General features: G+C 61.5%; 13 protein-coding genes. 4 read left to right on the forward strand and 9 right to left on the reverse strand.

All coding sequences use genetic code 11. From position 1 onward, the window contains the following. The first annotated feature begins 77 nt into the window (after nt 1–77). Complete coding sequence (locus LMH93_RS13050) at nt 78–1,721, forward strand: acetolactate synthase large subunit (protein ID WP_004576806.1); 1,644 nt, start codon at nt 78–80, stop codon at nt 1,719–1,721. Nucleotides 1,722–1,847: 126 nt separating this feature from the next. Here the strand turns inward: LMH93_RS13050 and LMH93_RS13055 are convergent, their stop codons facing one another. Beyond that, entirely contained in the window at nt 1,848–4,391 is a 2,544-nt protein-coding gene (locus LMH93_RS13055) for an HWE histidine kinase domain-containing protein (protein ID WP_185279315.1), read from the reverse strand. Between the two features lie 226 nt (nt 4,392–4,617). Between LMH93_RS13055 and LMH93_RS13060 the strand changes: the two genes are divergently transcribed. Further along, entirely contained in the window at nt 4,618–5,235 is a 618-nt protein-coding gene (locus tag LMH93_RS13060) for a dTMP kinase (protein ID WP_185279314.1), read from the forward strand. Nucleotides 5,236–5,275: 40 nt separating this feature from the next. On the opposite strand, the gene LMH93_RS13065 is transcribed toward LMH93_RS13060, so the two are convergent. Further along, nucleotides 5,276–5,716, reverse strand: coding sequence for an Lrp/AsnC family transcriptional regulator (locus tag LMH93_RS13065; RefSeq protein ID WP_004374903.1), 441 nt, complete (start codon nt 5,714–5,716; stop codon nt 5,276–5,278). Nucleotides 5,717–5,859: 143 nt separating this feature from the next. Here LMH93_RS13065 and LMH93_RS13070 point away from each other — a divergent pair, with 143 nt between their 5' ends. Further along, a complete protein-coding gene (locus LMH93_RS13070) occupies nt 5,860–8,907 on the forward strand; it encodes an aminotransferase class III-fold pyridoxal phosphate-dependent enzyme (protein ID WP_230065286.1) in 3,048 nt (1,015 codons plus the stop codon). A gap of 78 nt (nt 8,908–8,985) precedes the next feature. Here LMH93_RS13070 and LMH93_RS13075 read toward each other — a convergent pair whose 3' ends face one another. Further along, entirely contained in the window at nt 8,986–10,110 is a 1,125-nt protein-coding gene (locus LMH93_RS13075) for a mechanosensitive ion channel family protein (protein ID WP_064614636.1), read from the reverse strand. A gap of 155 nt (nt 10,111–10,265) precedes the next feature. Here LMH93_RS13075 and LMH93_RS29660 point away from each other — a divergent pair, with 155 nt between their 5' ends. Beyond that, complete coding sequence (locus LMH93_RS29660) at nt 10,266–10,397, forward strand: hypothetical protein (RefSeq protein WP_256559582.1); 132 nt, start codon at nt 10,266–10,268, stop codon at nt 10,395–10,397. Between the two features lie 16 nt (nt 10,398–10,413). Here LMH93_RS29660 and LMH93_RS13080 read toward each other — a convergent pair whose 3' ends face one another. From LMH93_RS13080 to LMH93_RS13110, 6 genes are all read right to left on the reverse strand, one after another. Beyond that, a complete protein-coding gene (locus LMH93_RS13080; RefSeq protein ID WP_230065361.1) occupies nt 10,414–11,472 on the reverse strand; it encodes a GGDEF domain-containing protein in 1,059 nt (352 codons plus the stop codon). A 477-nt stretch (nt 11,473–11,949) separates the two neighbouring features. Then, nucleotides 11,950–14,001 carry a TonB-dependent receptor gene (locus LMH93_RS13085; protein WP_230065287.1) on the reverse strand — a complete coding sequence of 684 codons (2,052 nt, stop codon included), beginning with the start codon at nt 13,999–14,001 and terminating at the stop codon, nt 11,950–11,952. 81 nt (nt 14,002–14,082) lie between these two features. After that, entirely contained in the window at nt 14,083–14,490 is a 408-nt protein-coding gene (locus LMH93_RS13090; protein WP_230065288.1) for a DUF2946 family protein, read from the reverse strand. 374 nt (nt 14,491–14,864) lie between these two features. Next, nucleotides 14,865–17,018 (reverse strand): TonB-dependent receptor, encoded by a 2,154-nt coding sequence (locus LMH93_RS13100; RefSeq protein ID WP_230065289.1) that lies wholly within the window; start codon nt 17,016–17,018, stop codon nt 14,865–14,867. Nucleotides 17,019–17,089: 71 nt separating this feature from the next. Beyond that, the gene (locus LMH93_RS13105) at nt 17,090–17,479 is read right to left on the reverse strand and encodes a DUF2946 family protein (protein WP_098090439.1); all 390 of its coding nucleotides are present in this window, start codon (nt 17,477–17,479) and stop codon (nt 17,090–17,092) included. 402 nt (nt 17,480–17,881) lie between these two features. After that, nucleotides 17,882–18,775, reverse strand: coding sequence for a LysR family transcriptional regulator (locus LMH93_RS13110; RefSeq protein ID WP_230065290.1), 894 nt, complete (start codon nt 18,773–18,775; stop codon nt 17,882–17,884). Nucleotides 18,776–18,839 lie beyond the last annotated feature (64 nt).

Consider the following 18,839-nt stretch of genomic DNA (forward strand, 5'->3'; position numbering starts at 1 on the left):
TGAGACATCCTGCAACATCTCAGTCACGCAGCTTAATAAATCTGCAATCCCACAAAGATTTTGAGGTAGTACCCCAAATGGCCAAGGCCGCCGATGTCGTTGTGCAATGCCTGGAAAACGAAGGTGTCGAGTATGTATTCGGCATTCCCGGTGAGGAAAACCTCGACCTGCTCGAATCCCTGCGCAAGTCGAAGATCAAGCTGGTACTGACCCGTCACGAGCAGTCTGCAGGTTTCATGGCTGCCACCTACGGTCGTCTGACCGGCAAGACCGGCGTCAGCCTGTCGACCCTCGGCCCTGGTGCCACCAACCTGGTGACCGCCAGCGCCTACGCCTACCTGGGCGGCATGCCGATGATGATGATCACCGGGCAGAAGCCGATCAAGAAGTCCAAGCAGGGTCGCTTCCAGATCATTGACGTGTGCGGCATGATGGACCCCATCACCAAGTACACCCACCAGTTCGCCTCGGCCGACAACATCCCGGCCCGCATGCGCGAAGCCTTCCGCCTGGCCGAAGAAGAAAAGCCGGGTGCGGTGCACCTGGAGCTGCCGGAAGACATCGCCGCCGAGCAGACCGACGCGCTGCCGATCCCGCGCAGCCTGCACCGCCGCCCGCTGGCCGAGCACGTGGCCATTGAAGCTGCCGTCGAGAAACTGCAGAACGCGCGTAACCCGATCCTGGTGATCGGTGCCGGTGCCAACCGCAAGATGACCGCCAAGGTCCTCAAGCAACTGATCGACAAGACCGGCATCCCGTTCATCACCACCCAAATGGGTAAAGGCGTGGTCGATGAGCGCCACCCGCGCTTCCTTGGCAACGCTGCGCTGTCGTCGGGCGACTTCGTTCACCGCGCCGTCGAAGCCGCCGACCTGATCATCAACATCGGCCACGATGTGATCGAGAAGCCACCGTTCTTCATGGTCCGTGGCGGCACCGAAGTCATCCACATCAACTTCCGCTCTGCCGAAGTCGATGCCGTGTACTTCCCGCAAGTAGAAGTGATCGGCGACATCGCCAACGCCGTGTGGCAGATCAGTGAAGCACTGAACGACACGTCGCACTGGGACTTCACCCGCCTGATGGCCATCCGTGAAGCCAACGAAGCACAGATCGCCGAAGGCGCCGACGACGACCGCTTCCCGGTCTACCCACAGCGCATGGTGGCTGACATCCGTCGTGTACTGCCGTCCGAAGGCATCGTCGCCCTGGACAACGGCATCTACAAGATCTGGTTCGCCCGCAACTACAAAGCGCACAAGCCAAACACCGTGCTGCTGGACAACGCCCTGGCGACCATGGGCGCCGGCCTGCCATCGGCAATGGCTGCGCACCTGGTGCACCCGGACCGCCCGGTAATCTCGGTGTGCGGCGACGGCGGCTTCATGATGAACAGCCAGGAACTGGAGACTGCAGTACGTCTGGGCATGCACATCACCGTGGTGATCCTGCGTGACGACGGCTACGGCATGATCCGCTGGAAGCAGGCCAACATGGGCTTCACCGATTTCGGCCTGGACTACGGCAACCCGGACTTCGTCAAGTATGCCGAAGCCTACGGCGCCAACGGCCACCGCGTGGAAAGCGCCGAAGGCCTGCTGCCACTGCTGGAGCACTGCATCAAGACCCCAGGTGTGCACGTGATCGACTGCCCGGTCGATTACAGCGAGAACGACCGCATCCTCAACAGCGAGCTGCGTGAGCGCGCGCTGGCGGTGTAAGCCCTGACAGGCCGGCGCCGTCTTTTTGCCGGCGCGGCCTGGTGCTGCAAAGAGGCCCGTATAGCTGACGGTAATGTGTCGGCTTTACGGGCCTTTTCGCAATACAAGGCTGCTTCTGTATCCCATTCACCCCAGCTCAAGCAGACCTTGCAGGCTGGCCAGAATGGCATTGGCGTCATAAGGCTTGCGGGTGATGGGCACATGCTGCAAGTGCTCGGGAATGCTGATGCCGTCGCCATAGCCGGTGGCAAAGAGGAACGGGACCTGCCGGCGAACCAGTTCATCTGCTACGGAAATGGAGGTTCCGGTGCCCAGGTTGACATCCAGTATTGCCGCGTCCGGTTTGTGGCTACCAAGCAGTTGCATGGCTTGGTCCTCGGAGCTGGCGGTGATCACGTCCTCGATTTGCGCATCGTTGAGAATTTGCTCCAGGCCTACTGCAATTACCAGTTGATCCTCGAGTATCAGCACACACAAACCCGAGCGCGCTGCAAACGCACCGTTTGCACGGGCCATAGGCGTGGCCGGGAGAGCGGTTACTGCCGCTTCGGCTACGGAAAGGTGCTTGGCCGGGATTCTGAAAAAGCCTTGCAGGCCTTCGGGGTGATATTCCACCGCGCTGGTGCCACCCAGGTCGAACGGGATGCTGCGGTCGATCAGCACCGTACCGAAGCCGCTGCGGCTGGGCGGGCGTACCGCTGGCCCACCACTTTCCCGCCAACTGATGGCACAAGCGTTGGTGGCGTCTATTGCCCAGCTCACCGAAAGCTTGCCGCCAGCCCGCGATAGCGCACCGTACTTGGCCGCGTTGGTGGCCAGTTCGTGCAGCACCAGGGCCATGACCGAGTACGCGCGCGCATCGAGGATGACGTTCGGGCCCTGCAACTCGATCACGTCGGCAGCCGTGCGATAGGGAGAAAGCTCGGCCTCCAGCAGCTTCGCCAGGCGCCCGCCACCGTCACCGCGCACCACCTGGTCATGGGCCAACGACAAGGCCTGGATACGCCCTTTGAGCGTTGCCACATAGTCCTGCAGGGTCTGGCTCTCCGGGGTCGGATGGGCAACCAGTGCACCAATCAGCGACAGGATGTTCTTGACCCTGTGGTTGAGCTCTTCGTTGAGCATGCGCTGGCGCACGTCGGCTTTGGCGCGTTCACTGGCGAGCAGTTCGCTGTTGTGCAGCACCACTTCGACGATAGCGGTACGGATGGCATCGCCAAACTGGCGGTCCTGCTCGGTCCAGGGTAGCGACTGCTGGTGAACGGTTTCTTTCCAGATGGCGAAGCTCTTGCGGGGCGTCAGGCGGTCGCCCAACGCGCCGCTGTCATAGGTCTTGTTCGGGTCCCCGGCCCAGTCGAGTGTCTCGATCACCTCCTTGCGGAAGAAGATCAAGTAATCCCTTGGGTGTTGCGACATCGGGACGATCAGCACACCCGACACATCATTAAAATACGCCTGGGCCGACGGGAGCACTGTCGACAGGCGATTGGACGCCCAGATTCGGCCTTCGCTGACCATGTCTGCCAGACGCAGCAGATCAGGCACGGCCGTTTGGGGCGGCGCCAGCCCTGCGCACGACCAGCGGCCTAGCAGCGACATGCCGATGCCGTCGCAGGGAATCAGCGACATCAACCGGGGCAGGCGTGCGTGGAAGAACCCATCAATGTCCGCCGCCTGGTTGGCGTCGCGCAGCAGGCTGTCCAGGGCTTTGTGGATGCGCACGGCGGCTTCGAGTTTTTGCCGGCTACGCAGGGTCTCGATATGCAGGGAGAAGAACTCACCGAACATCTCGGCGGCCACACGTTGCCCCATGGCCAGCGTGCGCGGTGCGTAGTGATGGCAGGCAATCATTCCCCACAGCTCGCCATTGACGATGACGGAAATCGACATCGAGGCGCCCACGCCCATGTTGCACAGGTATTCGCAATGGATCGGCGAGACGCTGCGCAGGTGCGCGTAGGACAGGTCGAGCGGTTCGCCCGAGGGGTCGAGCACCGGGTTGATGGCGACCGTATTGAACTGGACGTCGGAGATTACCCGGATCGGGTTGCGCAGGTAGAGCGCGCGGGCCTGCTGGGGGATATCGGAGGCGGGGAAGTATTGGCCCATGAAGCTTTCGAGGTCGCTACGCTTGGACTCGGCAACCACCTTGCCGGCACCGTCGGCTCCCAGCTGGTAGATCATCACCCGGTCGTAACCGAGCACCGCCCTGACAAAGCGGGCGGCGTCGCGGAACAGCTTGTGGGTCTGGTCGATTTCGCGCAGTTGGGCAATCAGTGTGCGGGCCAGCTCGATCGGTTCGGCGATGCTCGCCCCGGCGGGCTCGAATTCGAGGATTGCCGTGCCTTTGTACAAGTGGGCGGCGATGTCGACGGCCGCGCCGTTGGGCAACGTCACGCCGAAACTGAGCGCGGGCCGCGAGGCATCCCGGGTACGGGCAAGTGCGTTGCGAAGCGTATGCGTGACCTCGTCACCCAGCACCGCGTGCAGTTTCTGACCATTGATATCGTTTGCTACACCCAGCATCTGTGGGGCGTTGACCGAATGGCGCAGCACTACGGTCGCCGAGGCATCACAGGCCAGCAGGCAGCCATGGGGCTGGATGCTCCCGGGAATCTGGATGGGCTCCCGGTCGCAGTTGGTCAGGTTAACGTGGGGGTTGTAGGTCATTGGCCCGTGCCTGTGGGTAAGGGGAGGCGGGCTGCAGGTCCGCCATCGTCCGTCAGCCTAGCAGGCATTGCACGCCTTGGGGATGGCGGGTCGGGCAATGCCGGTCCATTCCCAAGGCAATGCTTTGATCACAGCGTGGAGTACGGATGTACTCCCTTCGAGAATCGCTTGAAGGCAGCTACGATCAATGGTCTTATCCCGCGCTTGAGCCAACTGGTATTGCAAGATGAACCGCCCGCTGTTTATTTCCATCGATGGGCCCAAGGGTACCGGCAAGACCACGCTGCTGGAGGCCGTCACTCAAGCGTTACGGCTGGACGGGAACAAGGTGATCCGCCTTTGCGAAAGAAAGAATGATCCTCACCGGGGCGAGACCATGGCCCTGGTCAACCAGCTTTCCAGAAGCCCTTGCCAGGACCTTGAGTTCAAGGTTTGCGAACGCTTCGCTGAAAGCCGAGCCTGGATTTCCCGGCATATACTGCCCAGGCAGCCCGCTGACAGCATCATCCTGATTGATCGCTGGTACCCCTCTGACGCTGCGTTTCGCCGCACAGTGCCGTTTGACAAGATCCTGCGCCTGAACCTCGAACGAAACGTGCAAGTGCCCGATTTGCATGTCGGGGTTGTCACAACGCCTGAAACCTCATGGGCGAGGGCCGCGGCGCGCACGCGTGGGCTGGGCAGTACGGTGATCCATAACCTGGAAGAACAGGTTGCCTGTACCGAGGCGTTCGAGCGTGCGGTTGCAGAGCAAGGCTGGGTGCTGTGCCGTAATGAAGGGACCGTCGACGAGGCAACGCGGCAGGTCGTAGGCGAGATTCAGGGCGTGCTTCGACACCTGTGAGGCTTGGGTAAGTACGGCCTGTCTACTGCCTCTGCAGGTATCAGGCGCCCTGGCGGTCGATATCACGGCGCAGGACTACCGACGTGGTAATGTCATCCACTGATTCGTGACGTGCCACGTTGTCACGTACCTGGTTGAGGTCGTCGATCGTTCGGGTCTCCACTTCAACCACCAGGTCAAGCTGACCGCTCACCGACGAAACCCGCCGTACGCGCGCGTCCGTTGCCAACTGGTCGAGCAGCCCCATGGCAGGCGTACGCTGCAACGTAACCAGCAAGATCGCGCGTATCACGTTGGCGTCTATTTCGCCGATGTCAGCGCGATAACCGCGAATGACTCCGCTGCGTTCAAGGTTGGCGACACGCTCGGTGGTGGCACTTCGGGAAAGGCCTATGCGGCCGGCTAACGCCTTGAGCGCAATACGCGCGTCCTTCGAAAGTACCTCAAGAATCTCACGATCTTTAGCGTCCAGGTCACGCATTGCAGCCCCTTGATAAGCTTGCCATCATTATGCCGGTCGGAACCGACATAATGCCTGTTGCGCCCGGCCGTATGCAGGGTGTCCGTTTCGGCGGCGCATGACAAGCTATTGAAAAACAATCAGCGCGCTCGGAACCTGATGATATGACAGACCTTTCCCACCCGGCACCTCGGTTTTCGGCAAGCGATGCAGAGGGCCTTGCAAAAGATTTCTTCAATGTCACCGGCACTGCAACGCCCTTGGATGGGGAACGTGATCGCAATTACCGGCTGGATACGGGCGTAGACGCAGGCTGGATACTGAAAATCGTCAATGCCAGCGAGCCCAGGGTAGAAAGCGAGTTTCAAACCGCGCTACTCGATCACCTGGCCGTGCATGGCGCGCATTTGGGCGTACCACACCTGCGGGCCAGCGTGACGGGCGACTACCTGCCGTCTGTGGCCAGCAGCACCGGTGAACAGCACGCTGTGCGCCTGGTCAGCTGGCTGGCCGGCACGCCACTTGCCAAGGCCAGACGCTCCCTGGCGCTGATGAGAAACTTCGGCCAGGCACTCGGTGAACTTGACCGTGCGCTGCAGGGCTTCATGCACCCGGGCGCAGTCCGCGACCTGGACTGGGACTTACGCCATGCTGCGCGCTCCCGTTCGCGGCTGCACTGCATCAAGGACCCTGATCGCCGGGCCGTTGCCGAGCGCTTCATCGCCCGGTTCGAACAGACTGTACAGCCTAAACTGGCTTCCCTTCGGGCCCAGGTGATCCACAACGATGCCAACGACTGGAACATTCTGGTCGATGCCGAAACGCCCCGTAACGTGACTGGCTTCATCGATTTTGGCGATGCCGTGCACACCGTTCTGATTGCCGAGGTCGCAATCGCCAGCGCCTACGCCATTCTTGACATGGACGACCCGATCGGCGCTGCGGCTGCGCTGGTGGCCGGCTTCCATGAGAAGTACCCGTTGCAAGCGCAAGAGCTTGATGTGTTGTTCAACCTGATTGCCATGCGCTTGGTCATCAGCGTGACGTTCTCCGCTTCCCGGCAGGATCAGACAGACGACAACCCCTACCTGGCGATCAGTGAAGCGCCTGCCTGGCGTCTACTGGAACAGCTCGATTCGATGAACCCACGGTTGGCCACCGGCATTTTGCGCAAGGCCTGTGGTTTCGATGCCATCGAAGGTGCGGGGGAAGTCCGGCGCTGGATTGCCGACAACCACAAGTCGTTTGCCGACCTGGTGCGCCCGTCAGCCGCCATTCTCGACAAGGTCATCGCGCCGTTTGGCGATGCCAGCCACGAGATGACCATTGCCTCGGCCCAGCAGCGCCCTGCAGATGCGACGCGGTGGTGGAATGAATGCTCTGCCGCGCACAAGGCCCCGCTGGGCATCGGGCCATGGGGCGAGGTACGTGCCGTCTATACCGACAGCGCCTTTGAGTCTCGCTTCATCAAGGGGCAGCACCGGACCCTGCATGTGGGGGTAGATTTGCTGATGCCAGCGGGTACGCCGTTGTACGCACCGATTGCAGGCACCGTCAGAAGCGTCGAGGTTGAGCCAGACCCGCTGGGTTATGGCGGCCTGGTGATGCTCGAGCACACCCCGCCCGGTTGCCCGCCATTTCTGACACTGTGGGGGCACATGGCCCACGAGGCGCTCAGCCGTTTGAAGGCCGGTGACAAGCTCGAAGCGGGCGACCTCGTCGGTTACATGGGCAGCGATCACGAGAACGGCGGCTGGATTCCCCACCTGCATCTGCAGTTGGTCACCGATACCCAGTTGCGCGCGTGCGAGGTCATTGGCGTGGGTGAGCCCGCATACCGCGAAGCGTGGGCCGACCTGTTCCCCGATGCCTCGGCCCTGGCCGGTATCCCGCCAGAGACCTACAGCCAGCAGGGGATGACCAAGGCCCAGATCATTGCCAGGCGCAAGGAACTGCTGCTACCCAACCTGTCCATTTCGTACACCGACCCGATCAAGTTCGTGCGCGGTGATGGCGTATGGCTGATCGACAACTTCGGGCGGGCCTACCTGGACTGCTTCAACAACGTGTGCCACCTGGGCCATAGTCATCCCGACGTGGTCGAAGCCCTGACCCGCCAGGCTGCGCTGCTCAACACCAATACCCGCTACCTGCACGACAACATCGTCGAATACGCCGAGCGCCTGACCGGCACTTTGCCCAAGGGCCTTTGCGTAGCGTCCTTTGGCTGCTCGGGGAGTGAGGCCAACAGCCTGATGCTGCGTATGGCGCGCAACTACACAGGCAGTGATCAGGCGATCGTGCTGGACTGGGCCTACCACGGCACCACTCAGGAACTGATCGATCTGAGCCCTTACAAGTACAAGCGCAAGGCGGGCAAGGGCAGGGCGGCGCATGTTTACGAGGCCGTGGTCCCGGACAGCTACTACGCCCCCGAGCACTGGCCCGTGGAAGCGCACGGCAAGCGCTTTGCCGAGTCGGTGGCAGAGCAGCTGGATGCCATGCGCAAGGCAGGCAAGCGTCCCGGGTTTTTCATTGCCGAATCGATCCCCAGCGTGGCGGGGCAGGTGTTTTTGCCCGAACACTACCTTGAGGAGGTGTACGCCATGGTGCGTGCTGAAGGTGGGCTGTGCCTGGCCGATGAGGTTCAGGTCGGGTTTGGCCGGGTCGGCAGCCACTGGTGGGCATTCGAGACCCAGGGCGTGGTCCCGGATGCCGTCAGCATGGGCAAACCCATTGGTAACGGCCACCCGATGTCGGCGGTAGTGACCACGCGCGAGGTTGCCGATGCTTTCAACAACGGCATGGAGTATTTCAATACCTTCGCCGGTAACCCAGTGTCATGCGCGGTAGGCCTGGCGGTGCTCGATGCAATCGAGCGCGACCAGTTGAAAGAAAACGCCTTGAATGTCGGCCATTACCTGCTCGAGGGTTTGCGCAAGCTTCAGCAGCAGTTCGACGTGATTGGTGATGTGCGCGGGTTGGGCCTGTTCCTCGGCATCGTGCTGGTCACTGACCGCAAGTCAAAGGCGCCAGCCACGGCCCTGGCCAGAAAAGTGGCTGATGGTGCCCGGGAGCGCGGCGTGTTGATCGGCACCGAAGGCCCGCATGACAACGTGCTGAAAATGCGCCCTTCGATGATTTTCAGCCGGACCAATGCGGACTTCCTTCTCGAGGTGCTGAAAGACAGCTTCATCGCGGCGCTTAAATAGCGTTTCAGCGCGGGCAGGGCGTGCGCATGTGCACGCCCTGCGGCGCACCTATCTGGCGAGCCGGGCAGGTTGCCAGCATCAAGCGCCCCTGATGCTCAGGCCTTCGCGAGCCTGGCCATGCAGGCCGGCGGCCTCTGGCAATGCCGTGACCTTGATCGCGCGCACCGGCACGGCGAACTTGGCGCCGATTTGCGAGAACCGCTCCAGCAGCCTGAAGTTGATCGCTTGCTGAATGTCCATGTAAAGGTTGTAGCCTGGGTCCCGGACAATGTAGACACACTCGAACTCCAGCGCCTCTTTGCCGAAGCCGCGCAGGTGAGCGCGATCGAAACGCGCCTGCTCCTGGGCCTTGATGGCGTCTTCTACGATGGCTGGCGCTTTCTTCACGGCCTCGGTGGGCGTGTCGTAGGAAAGCCCGAACTCGAACACGATGCGACGCTCTTGCAGGCGCTTGTAATTCTGGATGGTGCTGCTGATCATGCTGGCGTTGGCCATGACGATCTGTTCGCCGCCGAGGCTGCGGATGCGTGTGGTTTTGAGGCCGACGTGCTCAACGGTGCCCGCCAGGGGCCCGATGACGATGAAGTCACCGATCTCGAACGGCTTGTCCACGGCGATCGACAACGAAGCGAACAGGTCGCCAAGGATATTCTGCACAGCCAGCGCCACCGCGATGCCGCCCACGCCAAGGCTGGCGACGAAGGCGGTGATGTTCACCCCCAGGTTCGACAGCATCGCCAGCACGACGACTGACCACAGCAGGACCCGCGCGCCCCAGGCCGAAAGGGTTGCCAGCGCGCTGCCCTGGTTCAGGCCGTCGGTACGGTGGCGGGCGAAGTAGCGGCTCAGGCCCAGGCCGATGGCGCGGTTGGCCCACAGGCCAATCTGCAAGGCAGCGACCACGAACCACAGGCTGCTGACCCTGCTCAGCCAGCGCTCGGGCAGGTCGAGCATGCTCAGGCCCACCAGCAAGGAGGCCAGCAACAACAGAACGTTGCTGGTGCCGGAAAGCACCTTGGCCATTATCTGGCTCAATGGGCCTTCGTGTTCGGACCAGCGCCGTACCCGGCGGATCAGGAAACTGATGGCGGCACGGGCGACTAGGAAGACTACGGTGGCGACTGTCAGCGCCACCAGCAGATTGAGAATGGAGATGCCGAATAGGGTGGTTTCGGTGAAAAACGCGATGATGCGGTCGTTCATGAGTACCTCGCCTCTGGGGTGATTTGCCAAGGTGCTTTCTTGGGACGTCAAAGAGGCGCTACAGGTCGATCGGATTTCACCACGCTGGGCAGACGGAGTCAGTCTCGGTAGATTTTCTTCAGTAACCGCAACAGTTTGTTCAGCATTGGCACGACTTGCGGGGTTCGATTGCCAACGCACGCTTGCCGCAACGGCTGCAGGCCCATGCCAACCTACACCTGTTCGACGATGCCGTGCGCACGCTGCGCCCAGCGCCGGGTGACGCCGTGGCCCAGGACCCTGCATAGCACTTCCTTGGAGGGGCTAGTGCTGCTTGTGCAATGCCTCCTGCTCCGGTTCGGCGACGGTGACCCGGTTACGGCCCGATACCTTGGAAAGGTACATGGCGCTGTCTGCACTGCTGAGCAAGGCGCCGAGCTCAGAGGCAGGGGCCTTCGCGAACGCTAAACCTATGCTTGCGGTGACCGGGTGTTCATCATTCACACGCAGTTTGGCTATCAGGGCCCGCAGGCGCTCGGCAACCTCAATCGCCGTGTCTGGCGGCGTATTGGGCAGCAGGATGGCGAACTCCTCGCCGCCCAGCCTGCCGGCAATGTCGTTGTCACGCAGGCTGGCACTGATCGCTGCACCGATGCGTTGCAGCACCTGGTCGCCTGCGGCATGCCCGAACGTGTCGTTGATCTGTTTGAAATGGTCGACGTCCAGCATCAACACGGCCATGAATGTGCCCGCATCCCTGCACTGGATGTGCTGCGCCGAAGCGTTGTCGAAAAAAGCACGTCGGTTGTTCAGGCCGGTCAGTTCGTCCGTGCACGAGGCCAGCATTGCAAGCCGATGCGCGCGTTGCATTTCGTGTTTCAGGCGCCAGGCCGTCGTCAATGCCGAGGACAGGCTTTGCGTCGCGCTGACCACGAACCAGGCGAACACCAGCACCGCCAAGGCTATCCCTTGTTGCAGCGTAGAAGGTTGCAACAGTAGCCAGCCTGTAGAAGGCAGCAAGACCAGGCCCATCGACACCAGGGTCATGTTGCGGTAGGAGGAGTAACACGACACCGCGCTGACAGACATGCCGACGGCAAACAACATGATCAGCGTCTGCCCCAGCGCGTCGTCGGTGGGCATTACGGCAAAGGCGCCCCCGCCCCAGATAGCCGCCGACAGCATCAGCGTGACCCAGTAACGCCACTCCCAGCGTTCGGCCGTGCGCTGGTTGGCCGGTGCTCGCAGATAGGCGAAGAACATGGCGGTACGCACGCCGGTCGACAGGCCCAATAACGTCATCCACACGATGACCCTTTGCGGGTCGAAACGCTCCCAGCCCAACCAGCACAGCATGACGGCGGCCAGGAAGCTGCCAAGCACAGCGGGCGCCGACTGGACAAACAGCTGTTCAAGCCGATCCCTCCGTACGGAGTAGGCTACTTCATCGCCGGGATCAAGGTTTGTCATGGCTGGCGCCGCCGCATGTGACCGGTAGCGGATTCTGGCACTTTGACGGCGTCCTGGAAAAGCCTCCTGGCGTTCACATGTGATGCCCTTCGCCCTGTTCGATTGCTGGATTCAGAAAGCGTTGCGGTAAGTAGTGGCAGTGCAGCACAGCTTATCGCCACGGTTACGGCACCTGCGACGTTTCCCGTATTTCACGTCGTTGCGCGGATCCTTTTCTTGATCGAAGGCTGCCTTGGCTACACAGTTTCCCCTCGCAAGTTCAATCACGAACATAGCGTGTTTTCCGGCACTTCGAAAGCCAATTGATCGCGACGGCCAACAAGCGGTCGAGCAAGCCAAGGCCACTGAGGGCGTTGCCCGAGCCACTGGCGCCGACCAACGTGCAGGCTTTCAGAAGTCGAACGTCACGCCGGCATACAGCGCACGACCGTCACCCGGGGCGTGCAGGGAAGCCTCCGCACCATCCGGGTCGTACCACACGTACTCATAGTAGCGGTTGGTGAGGTTCTTCAACTGCAGGTCCATGCTCATGGTTTCGCTGACCTTGTACGTTGCACCGAGGTTCATCAGTACGTAGCCGCCATACGTACCTTGGGTGTTCTCCCGCTCCAGGTAGTAGTTGGTCTGCCCGTTCGCCCAGGCAGTCAGTTGCAGCGCGGGAGTGGCCTGGTAGCTGATGCCGGTGTTCCACAGATGGTGTGGCACGTGATCGATTTCCTGGCCTTTGCTGCTTGGTAACGCGCTGCTGGGCTCAAGGATCTTGGAGTACTGCCAGGAGTAGGACATCCACACCTCGGTGCGTTCGTCCGGGTGCAGGTTGACCTGCAGGTCATAGCCCCAGCGGCGTGTTTCGCCGACGTTGTCCGACTCGCCGCTAGGGTCGTTCAGGCGACGGCTCACTTCGCCAGAGGCGTCCTGACGCCAATAGGCCACGCGGCCATCGACCCAGCTGGCCGGGGTGAACTTGACGCCGGTTTCCCAGCCTTCGTTGATCGAAGGGTCCAGGTCCTCGTTGCGCGGCGGCACCTTGTAGGCTGCGGCGCCCGTCCCGACCTGGAAGGTGCGGCCCCAGTTGGCGTAAACGCTGGCGAACTTCCACGGCGAATAGACAATGCTGAGCTTGGGCTGCTTGATCAGCCCGTAGTCGTTGATGTCGTAGTCCTGCCCGGTCATCTTGTTGGTGAAGTCACCACTGATCTTGTCCACCCGGTAGGCCGGCACGATCTTCAGCGATTCGAACGGCTCGATCTCCGCCTGCACGTAGGCACCGACCGTGTTGAAGTCGAAGTCCTGGTCGCGTGTCTGCGCCTGGCGTACACGCTCCACGGTGCGGTAGCGTTCGCTGCGGTTCTGTTGCTTCTGCACATCGCTTCCGCCTTCAAGGGCAAACGCATGCAGCCAGTCCACCTGTGGTCGCCAAGTCAGCGAGGTAATGGCACCGTACTGATCCTCGTAGGTGTCACGTTCCTGCTGTGAACTGGTGCGCCAGTACTGCGTCCAGCGACGGTCGTCATAGGTGTTGAGGTAGGTCTTGGCCGACCAGGACAGGGTCTCGGCCAGGTCGGTGTCGAAGTGCACGCTGACCTGGTTCATTCGCCGCGTGCCTTTGTCCGTGGCGTTGTAGTCATTGCTCATGCGCGGATGATGGCGGGCGTCATCCTCGGTCAGGTAGCCGGCCTCCTGGGCTTCGGACTCGTAGTGGCGCGCGATCAGGCCCACGCGGTAGTTGCCATCGTCCGGGGTATAGAACCATTTGCCGCCGAAGCTGTAGCGTTCGGTGTCGGCATGGTCGCGGTAGCCGTCGACCTGCTGGCGGGCGAAGAAGTAGTTCTGCGTCCAGTTACTGGTCTCGATGCCCTTGGCCAGTTGCACCTCGCGGGTGTTGAAGCTGCCATAACGCATGCGCGCTTTGTTGTAGTTGCCGCCGGTACGGGTATTGATGTTGACGTTGCCCGCAATGTTGTTCAGGCCATAGCGCGGGTCGCTGGTGCCGCGCACCACCTCGATGCTGTCGATGTCCATGGGGAACACCGAGTCGATGAAGGGCATGTTGCCGTCATTGGTGTTGCTGGGAATGCCGTCGATCAACAGTTTCACGGCGTTGATTTCGCCTTCGCCATTGAAACCGCGGAACGAAAGCTTGCCGGAGGTGGTGCCTTGGTTGAACTCGGTGAGCATCACTCCCGGTGCCCGGCGGAACAGCTCCCAGCTGTAGGCAACAGGCATCTTCTCGAGGATGTCGCCGCCCAGAATATCCACCGAACTGAGCACGCTGGTTGTGGCCAGCGGGCCGCTGTCGGTGCCGGTCACATTGACCGCGCCGAGGGTGAGTACCGAGTTTTCGGCAGGCAGTGTTTCAGCGATGGCAAGTGACAGTGGGTTGAGGCCGAACAAGGCGAGCACGGGCAATACGGCGCGTGCGGTGCAACGGGACGCAGGCATGTGTGGTTTCCTGGCAAAAACGGTCGGGCAAGGTCAGGCGTCGTGCAGCGCACGCCATGACCACTAGACAGCAGCGACGGTTCAGGCCAGGGGCGAGGCGCGGGGGTTCAGCCGAGGCCACTGATCCCGTGGCAGCGGCAAAACATGACGGTCTCCCAGTAGAAGGTCGGCCGGCCAGTAGCGGGGGAACAGATGGCGGTAGTAATCACCGCCTGCCAAGGCATGGCTGGCATGGCCACAACAGCAGTCACCACGCTGATGCTTGGGTTCAGGGGAATGGTCGAGTTGCGGCAGGTCTGCCTTGAGCTGGGTCAACAGTGACTTGGGCAGGCTCTGGGCACCGTGCAGGCTGCAGAAGCTGCCAAATATCAACGACTGGCTGTCGATGCGGGGTGCCTGCAAGGCACGGTCAAGCGGCATCGCCAGCAGGTTGAACAGCAGGGCGAAGCAGGCGAACAGACAAAGTTGTGCACGTGCACGTGAAAGCATGAGTCACCCGACCGAACGTGGCGCGAATTGAGCCGCATCCGTTGCGGGCTGTATACGTTGCGTGGCATGCCATTTTGTCGCAGGTGCACCACGCTGAGGGCTCAATGACTGCGCATGCTGGCGGCCACCCTGAACACCCGCATCAGCCAGGCGAACAGGCGTAGCGCCTTTAGCGGCTGTTGCGCCCAATGGTTGGGCAACTCGGCGCAGCACCCCGCCGGCAAAGCCGGCAGGTGGGCAAGGCGCTCGGTCGGTGTCAGCTTGGGGTAGCCGTCCTACAGCATGGCAACCCCAGAGACGAACCACCGCGCCATGAACAGGCAGGCGACGATGCCCAGCCAGCGGTGCCAAAGGTACAGCTGGCTCCACGCTCATCAGTAGCGCCACTGCACAGCGACTTCCAGGCTGCGCGGTTCACCCAGGTAGTACTGGGTGTTGGTCTGGTGGATGAAGCGGGCATACACCTCGTCGGTGAGGTTGCGCAGCCGCGCGCTGACTTGCACGTGCTTGTCCAGGTCGTGGGTCATGGACAGCCCGTAGACGGTGTACGACGGTACCCATGCGGTGTTGGCGGTGTTGGCGTACACCGATGAGACATAGCGGGCATCGGCCCCTACCTGCCAGCCGGGCGCCAGGTCGTAGGTCAACCAGAGGTTGGCCACGCGGTCGGGGATGTTGACCGGGTGCTTGCCCTTGCGCGAGTACACCACGCCGCCGATGGTCTCGTTGAACTCATCGTATTCGGCATTCACCCAACTGAAGTTGCCCGCCGCCAGCAGCTTGGACGTGACCTTGAACGAGGCTGCCAGCTCGATGCCGGTGGAGGTCTGCTGGCCCGCCTGCTCGGTGGTGTTGGGCACGGTCGAGGAGGGCACGGAGATATCCTTGCGCACGATGCGATACGCCGCTGCCGTCGCCGAGCCGCGGCCGTCGAGGAAGTCGAACTTGCTGCCTACCTCGACCTGACGGCCGGTGCTCAGGTCGAAGTCGCCGACCTGGCTGATCGAGGCGCTGGTCAGGGTACCGCCTGGTGGTTCGGCCGAGGTGCTGTATTGGGTGTACAGGCTGACGTTGGAGGTCAGGTCATAGACCAGGTCCAGGCGCCCGGTGATGGCGTCCCAGCGTCGGTCGAGCCTGGCTCGCGCCACATGGTCGACCACGTCGAAGTCGATATGGTCGTAGCGCAGCGCGGTGATCAATGACAGTTGATCGGTCAGACGGGTACGGTTCTCGACGAAGGCCGAGGTGGTGTCGGTGGTGGTGGTTCTGCCCTTGGTCATGGGCGCGTCCATGCCGGGGATATCGAGGAAGTGCCCGGGTTCGAAGCTATTCGGGTCAACCGTGTCGAACGCCCCTTTGGACAGCGGGTAGTTGGTTTGCTGGTTGGTGCTGTAGTCCATGCCGAACGCCCAGTCGCTGGCCAGGCCGAACAACTGGCCCTGGTGGGTCAGCTCGAGCTTGTTGCCGTTGACCTCCTGGTCGTGCCGCTGGCGATAGCCGCCGGAGCGAGCGATGGCGCTGTTGTCGGCGTTGTAGCGATACACCTCGAGATTGCGGTAATCGCGCTGGCCGTTGTAGTGGTAGAAGGTATTACGCAGTTGGGTGGTGTCGTCGAAGCGATAGTCGGTGATCGAGCGCAGCCACCGGGTGCGCTGCTCGTAGCGACCGTCTTCGACGTTGTAGTTGTTGAAACGGTTGTGCTTGTCGATGTGCAAGGTACCGACCAGTGGCTGCAATACGGGTGAGCCCCAGTAGGGGCTGTCCTCTTGCTCTTCCAGGTACTCGATGGCCAGCGTGTGCGAGAGCTGGTCGTTGATGTCGCTAAGCAGTGAGAAGGCCAGGTTGCCGGCCCCATTCTCCTGGCGATCGATATAGCCGTTGGTGCTGGTGCGGCTGTAGTCGAGGCGCGCATAGTGGCGTGGGCCGTCGCCCGTGTTCAGCGCCTTGTTGAAGGCAACCGACGTTTCCATGGTGTCGTAGCGTGCATAACTGACGCGCCCTTCGAAGGTGTCTTCGTCACGGCTTGCCAGCCGGGTGATGAAATTGAGGCTGCCACCGACAGCGCCGCTGCCGTTGAGGAAGGAGGACGGCCCGCCGAGCAATTCGACGCGGTCGTAGATCCAGGCGCCCACCGGGCGCGCCGCGCCGCCATACTGCAAATTGATGCCATTGAACAACTGGCTGATCTGGGCACCGTTGAACCCTCGGTACGCCACATATCCCCCCCAGCCGGGCGGAGCCGAGGCGTTAACCCCGGGCAGTGCATTGGCGGCGTCCTGGAAGTTACGTGCGCCAATGCGCTCCATGGTCTTGCGGTCGGCAACGCTGACGGAGGCGGGGTTCTCCCTGGCGCTCAGGTTCAGCCGCGAGCCGCTTTCGATGGGGCGATCAAGGTCAAGGCGGGTTGCCTCCGTGGGTTGATTGGCTGTGGCCGTGACATTGCTGGCCGGCAGGGTCAGGGTGTCATCCTGCGCCCAGGCACAGGTTGCGCTGCCAACGAGCAGCGCCAAAGTGGTCATGCGGAACATGCAAGGCTTCCTGGCTGAAATCGGTGAGCACACGCCCGCTGCCGATCAGGCGGCACGGGGACGTGGCGATGTCAGAACGCGAGAAGCGAAGCGGGAGAGGCGCGGGGATTGACCAGTGGCCAGCGCTGCTTGGGCAGGCGTGGCGGAGGTTGGTTGGGTAAAGGGCTGCCCGGCTCGCCGGCGAGCAGGGTCAGCAGGCCGAAAAAGACGGCCAGCAGTGTGGCGCTGAACAGGCTGGCGATCACGCAGTCACCGCCGGCAGGCAGGCTCGGATCGCTGAAGTCTTGCTCACCTTGGACCATGCCGCTGCTGTCGGCCGCGCACCAGGCGGCATCATCCATGCCAGCCAGGCGCAACCCGGCCATTTGCCCATGGCCCATGGCGCACAGCAACGAGCCGAACAGGATGCTGAAATACAGCACCCAGGCGACCTGTGATCGTGTGTGGTGGGCCAGCTTCATTGCAGGACTCGGCGTGACAACTGAATGATCAGGTTTAGAGGTTGGCGAGGGATTCTACATGTTCTGGTGCATCTGAACAGGGGGGATTTTTCAAGCACGAATAGTCAATCGGGTACTGTCGGGGGATGGCTATCGCAGCAATGTCGGCTTCATGTACAGGCCCACCGAGACTCAGTGCTCACCGATGAGTTCGGCAGCAAGAGCGCGGCGTTCGTAAAGCACAAGTCCACTGCCCGCGTGTGCAAACAAGCGCGCGGCATGCCGGCTGCAGCCGGGTTAAAATGCGCAGGGGTAACGAGATGGGCGACACCCTCGGAGAGGTAGGCCGCCACTCCTGTTGTTGCCAGTATGGGCGTGGTGAGATCCGGCCCCGAGTCAGTTCAAGCATGATGGCTGAGGCAGTCAACGCAGCGCGTGTGTGATCGATGGGAAGCTGCAGTTATTCATAAGCTGTTCCTTCAAAACCTCCACCGCTTTAGGCCTTCTGGGGTTGGACTTGTAAAGCAGGACTACCTGGCGCATGTAGCGGTCAGCGTCCGACACGGGCGTTGCCTGTACGTCGTCAGTTTTCAATCCCGCCCATAGCGGGACGACGGAGGCCCCCATACCTTTTGCGACCATGATGTAGATTGCATCTAGCGCATCCAGATTGCAGAGGACATCGGGTTGCAGGTTATTGTCATTCAAGTATTGCTGTGCAATCTGCCCACCCCAGGCATTTGAGTCATATCGAATCAGGTTTCGACCAAGAATCGTCGAGCGGATGTCGCGCTTGTCAATCGGGTCTTTGGTCAAAAGCATCAGGGGTTCTTCTCGAAGCACCTGTACGCGAATGGTTTTGGGGACGGTGAAGGGCGGACATACCATGATTCCCGCATCGAGCTCTCCGCCGGCTACTTGTTCGTAAAGACTGCGCGAGTCCCCTGGCGTGATGCGTAGCCTCAGTTGCGGGGCAATACTTGATAGCTGATTCATGGCCTCCGGCAATAGGCCTGTCAACGCTGTAGAAATCGCGCCGATCTTGAGGTACCCGGACAGGCTACTGGTGTCCAGATTCTCTTTCAGCTCTGCTACCCCCTGGATCAGATCTTGAATTTTCGGCAGCAACGACAGGCATTTCTCGGTAGGTTCGACAGCGTGTGCGCTTCGGTTCAGGAGTTCGCACGCCAGCGATTTCTCGAGTGCTTGTATACGTTGGCTGACTGCAGGTGCGGTCAGGTTTTCCCGTCGAGCAGCCGCTGCAATCGAGCCAGTTTCTATCACCGCCATCAGGCTTTCGAGAAATCGAGTGTCCAAAACATTTCCTTTCGCTGAGAGATGGAAAAATGCGCTTTAGCACGTGCGCGAGGCTACGCTAACC

The sequence above is a fragment of the Pseudomonas sp. CIP-10 genome, assembly GCF_020911845.1.
GTDB lineage: Bacteria > Pseudomonadota > Gammaproteobacteria > Pseudomonadales > Pseudomonadaceae > Aquipseudomonas > Aquipseudomonas alloputida.

Coding starts and splice junctions, on each gene's coding strand:
- LMH93_RS13075 (WP_064614636.1), bottom strand. CDS start 10,110: ATGAACGACCGCATCATCGCGTTTTTCACCGAAACCACCCTATTCGGC.
- LMH93_RS13050 (WP_004576806.1), top strand. CDS start 78: ATGGCCAAGGCCGCCGATGTCGTTGTGCAATGCCTGGAAAACGAAGGT.
- LMH93_RS13060 (WP_185279314.1), top strand. CDS start 4,618: ATGAACCGCCCGCTGTTTATTTCCATCGATGGGCCCAAGGGTACCGGC.
- LMH93_RS13055 (WP_185279315.1), bottom strand. CDS start 4,391: ATGACCTACAACCCCCACGTTAACCTGACCAACTGCGACCGGGAGCCC.
- LMH93_RS13070 (WP_230065286.1), top strand. CDS start 5,860: ATGACAGACCTTTCCCACCCGGCACCTCGGTTTTCGGCAAGCGATGCA.
- LMH93_RS13105 (WP_098090439.1), bottom strand. CDS start 17,479: ATGAAGCTGGCCCACCACACACGATCACAGGTCGCCTGGGTGCTGTAT.
- LMH93_RS13100 (WP_230065289.1), bottom strand. CDS start 17,018: ATGTTCCGCATGACCACTTTGGCGCTGCTCGTTGGCAGCGCAACCTGT.
- LMH93_RS13065 (WP_004374903.1), bottom strand. CDS start 5,716: ATGCGTGACCTGGACGCTAAAGATCGTGAGATTCTTGAGGTACTTTCG.
- LMH93_RS13090 (WP_230065288.1), bottom strand. CDS start 14,490: ATGCTTTCACGTGCACGTGCACAACTTTGTCTGTTCGCCTGCTTCGCC.
- LMH93_RS13085 (WP_230065287.1), bottom strand. CDS start 14,001: ATGCCTGCGTCCCGTTGCACCGCACGCGCCGTATTGCCCGTGCTCGCC.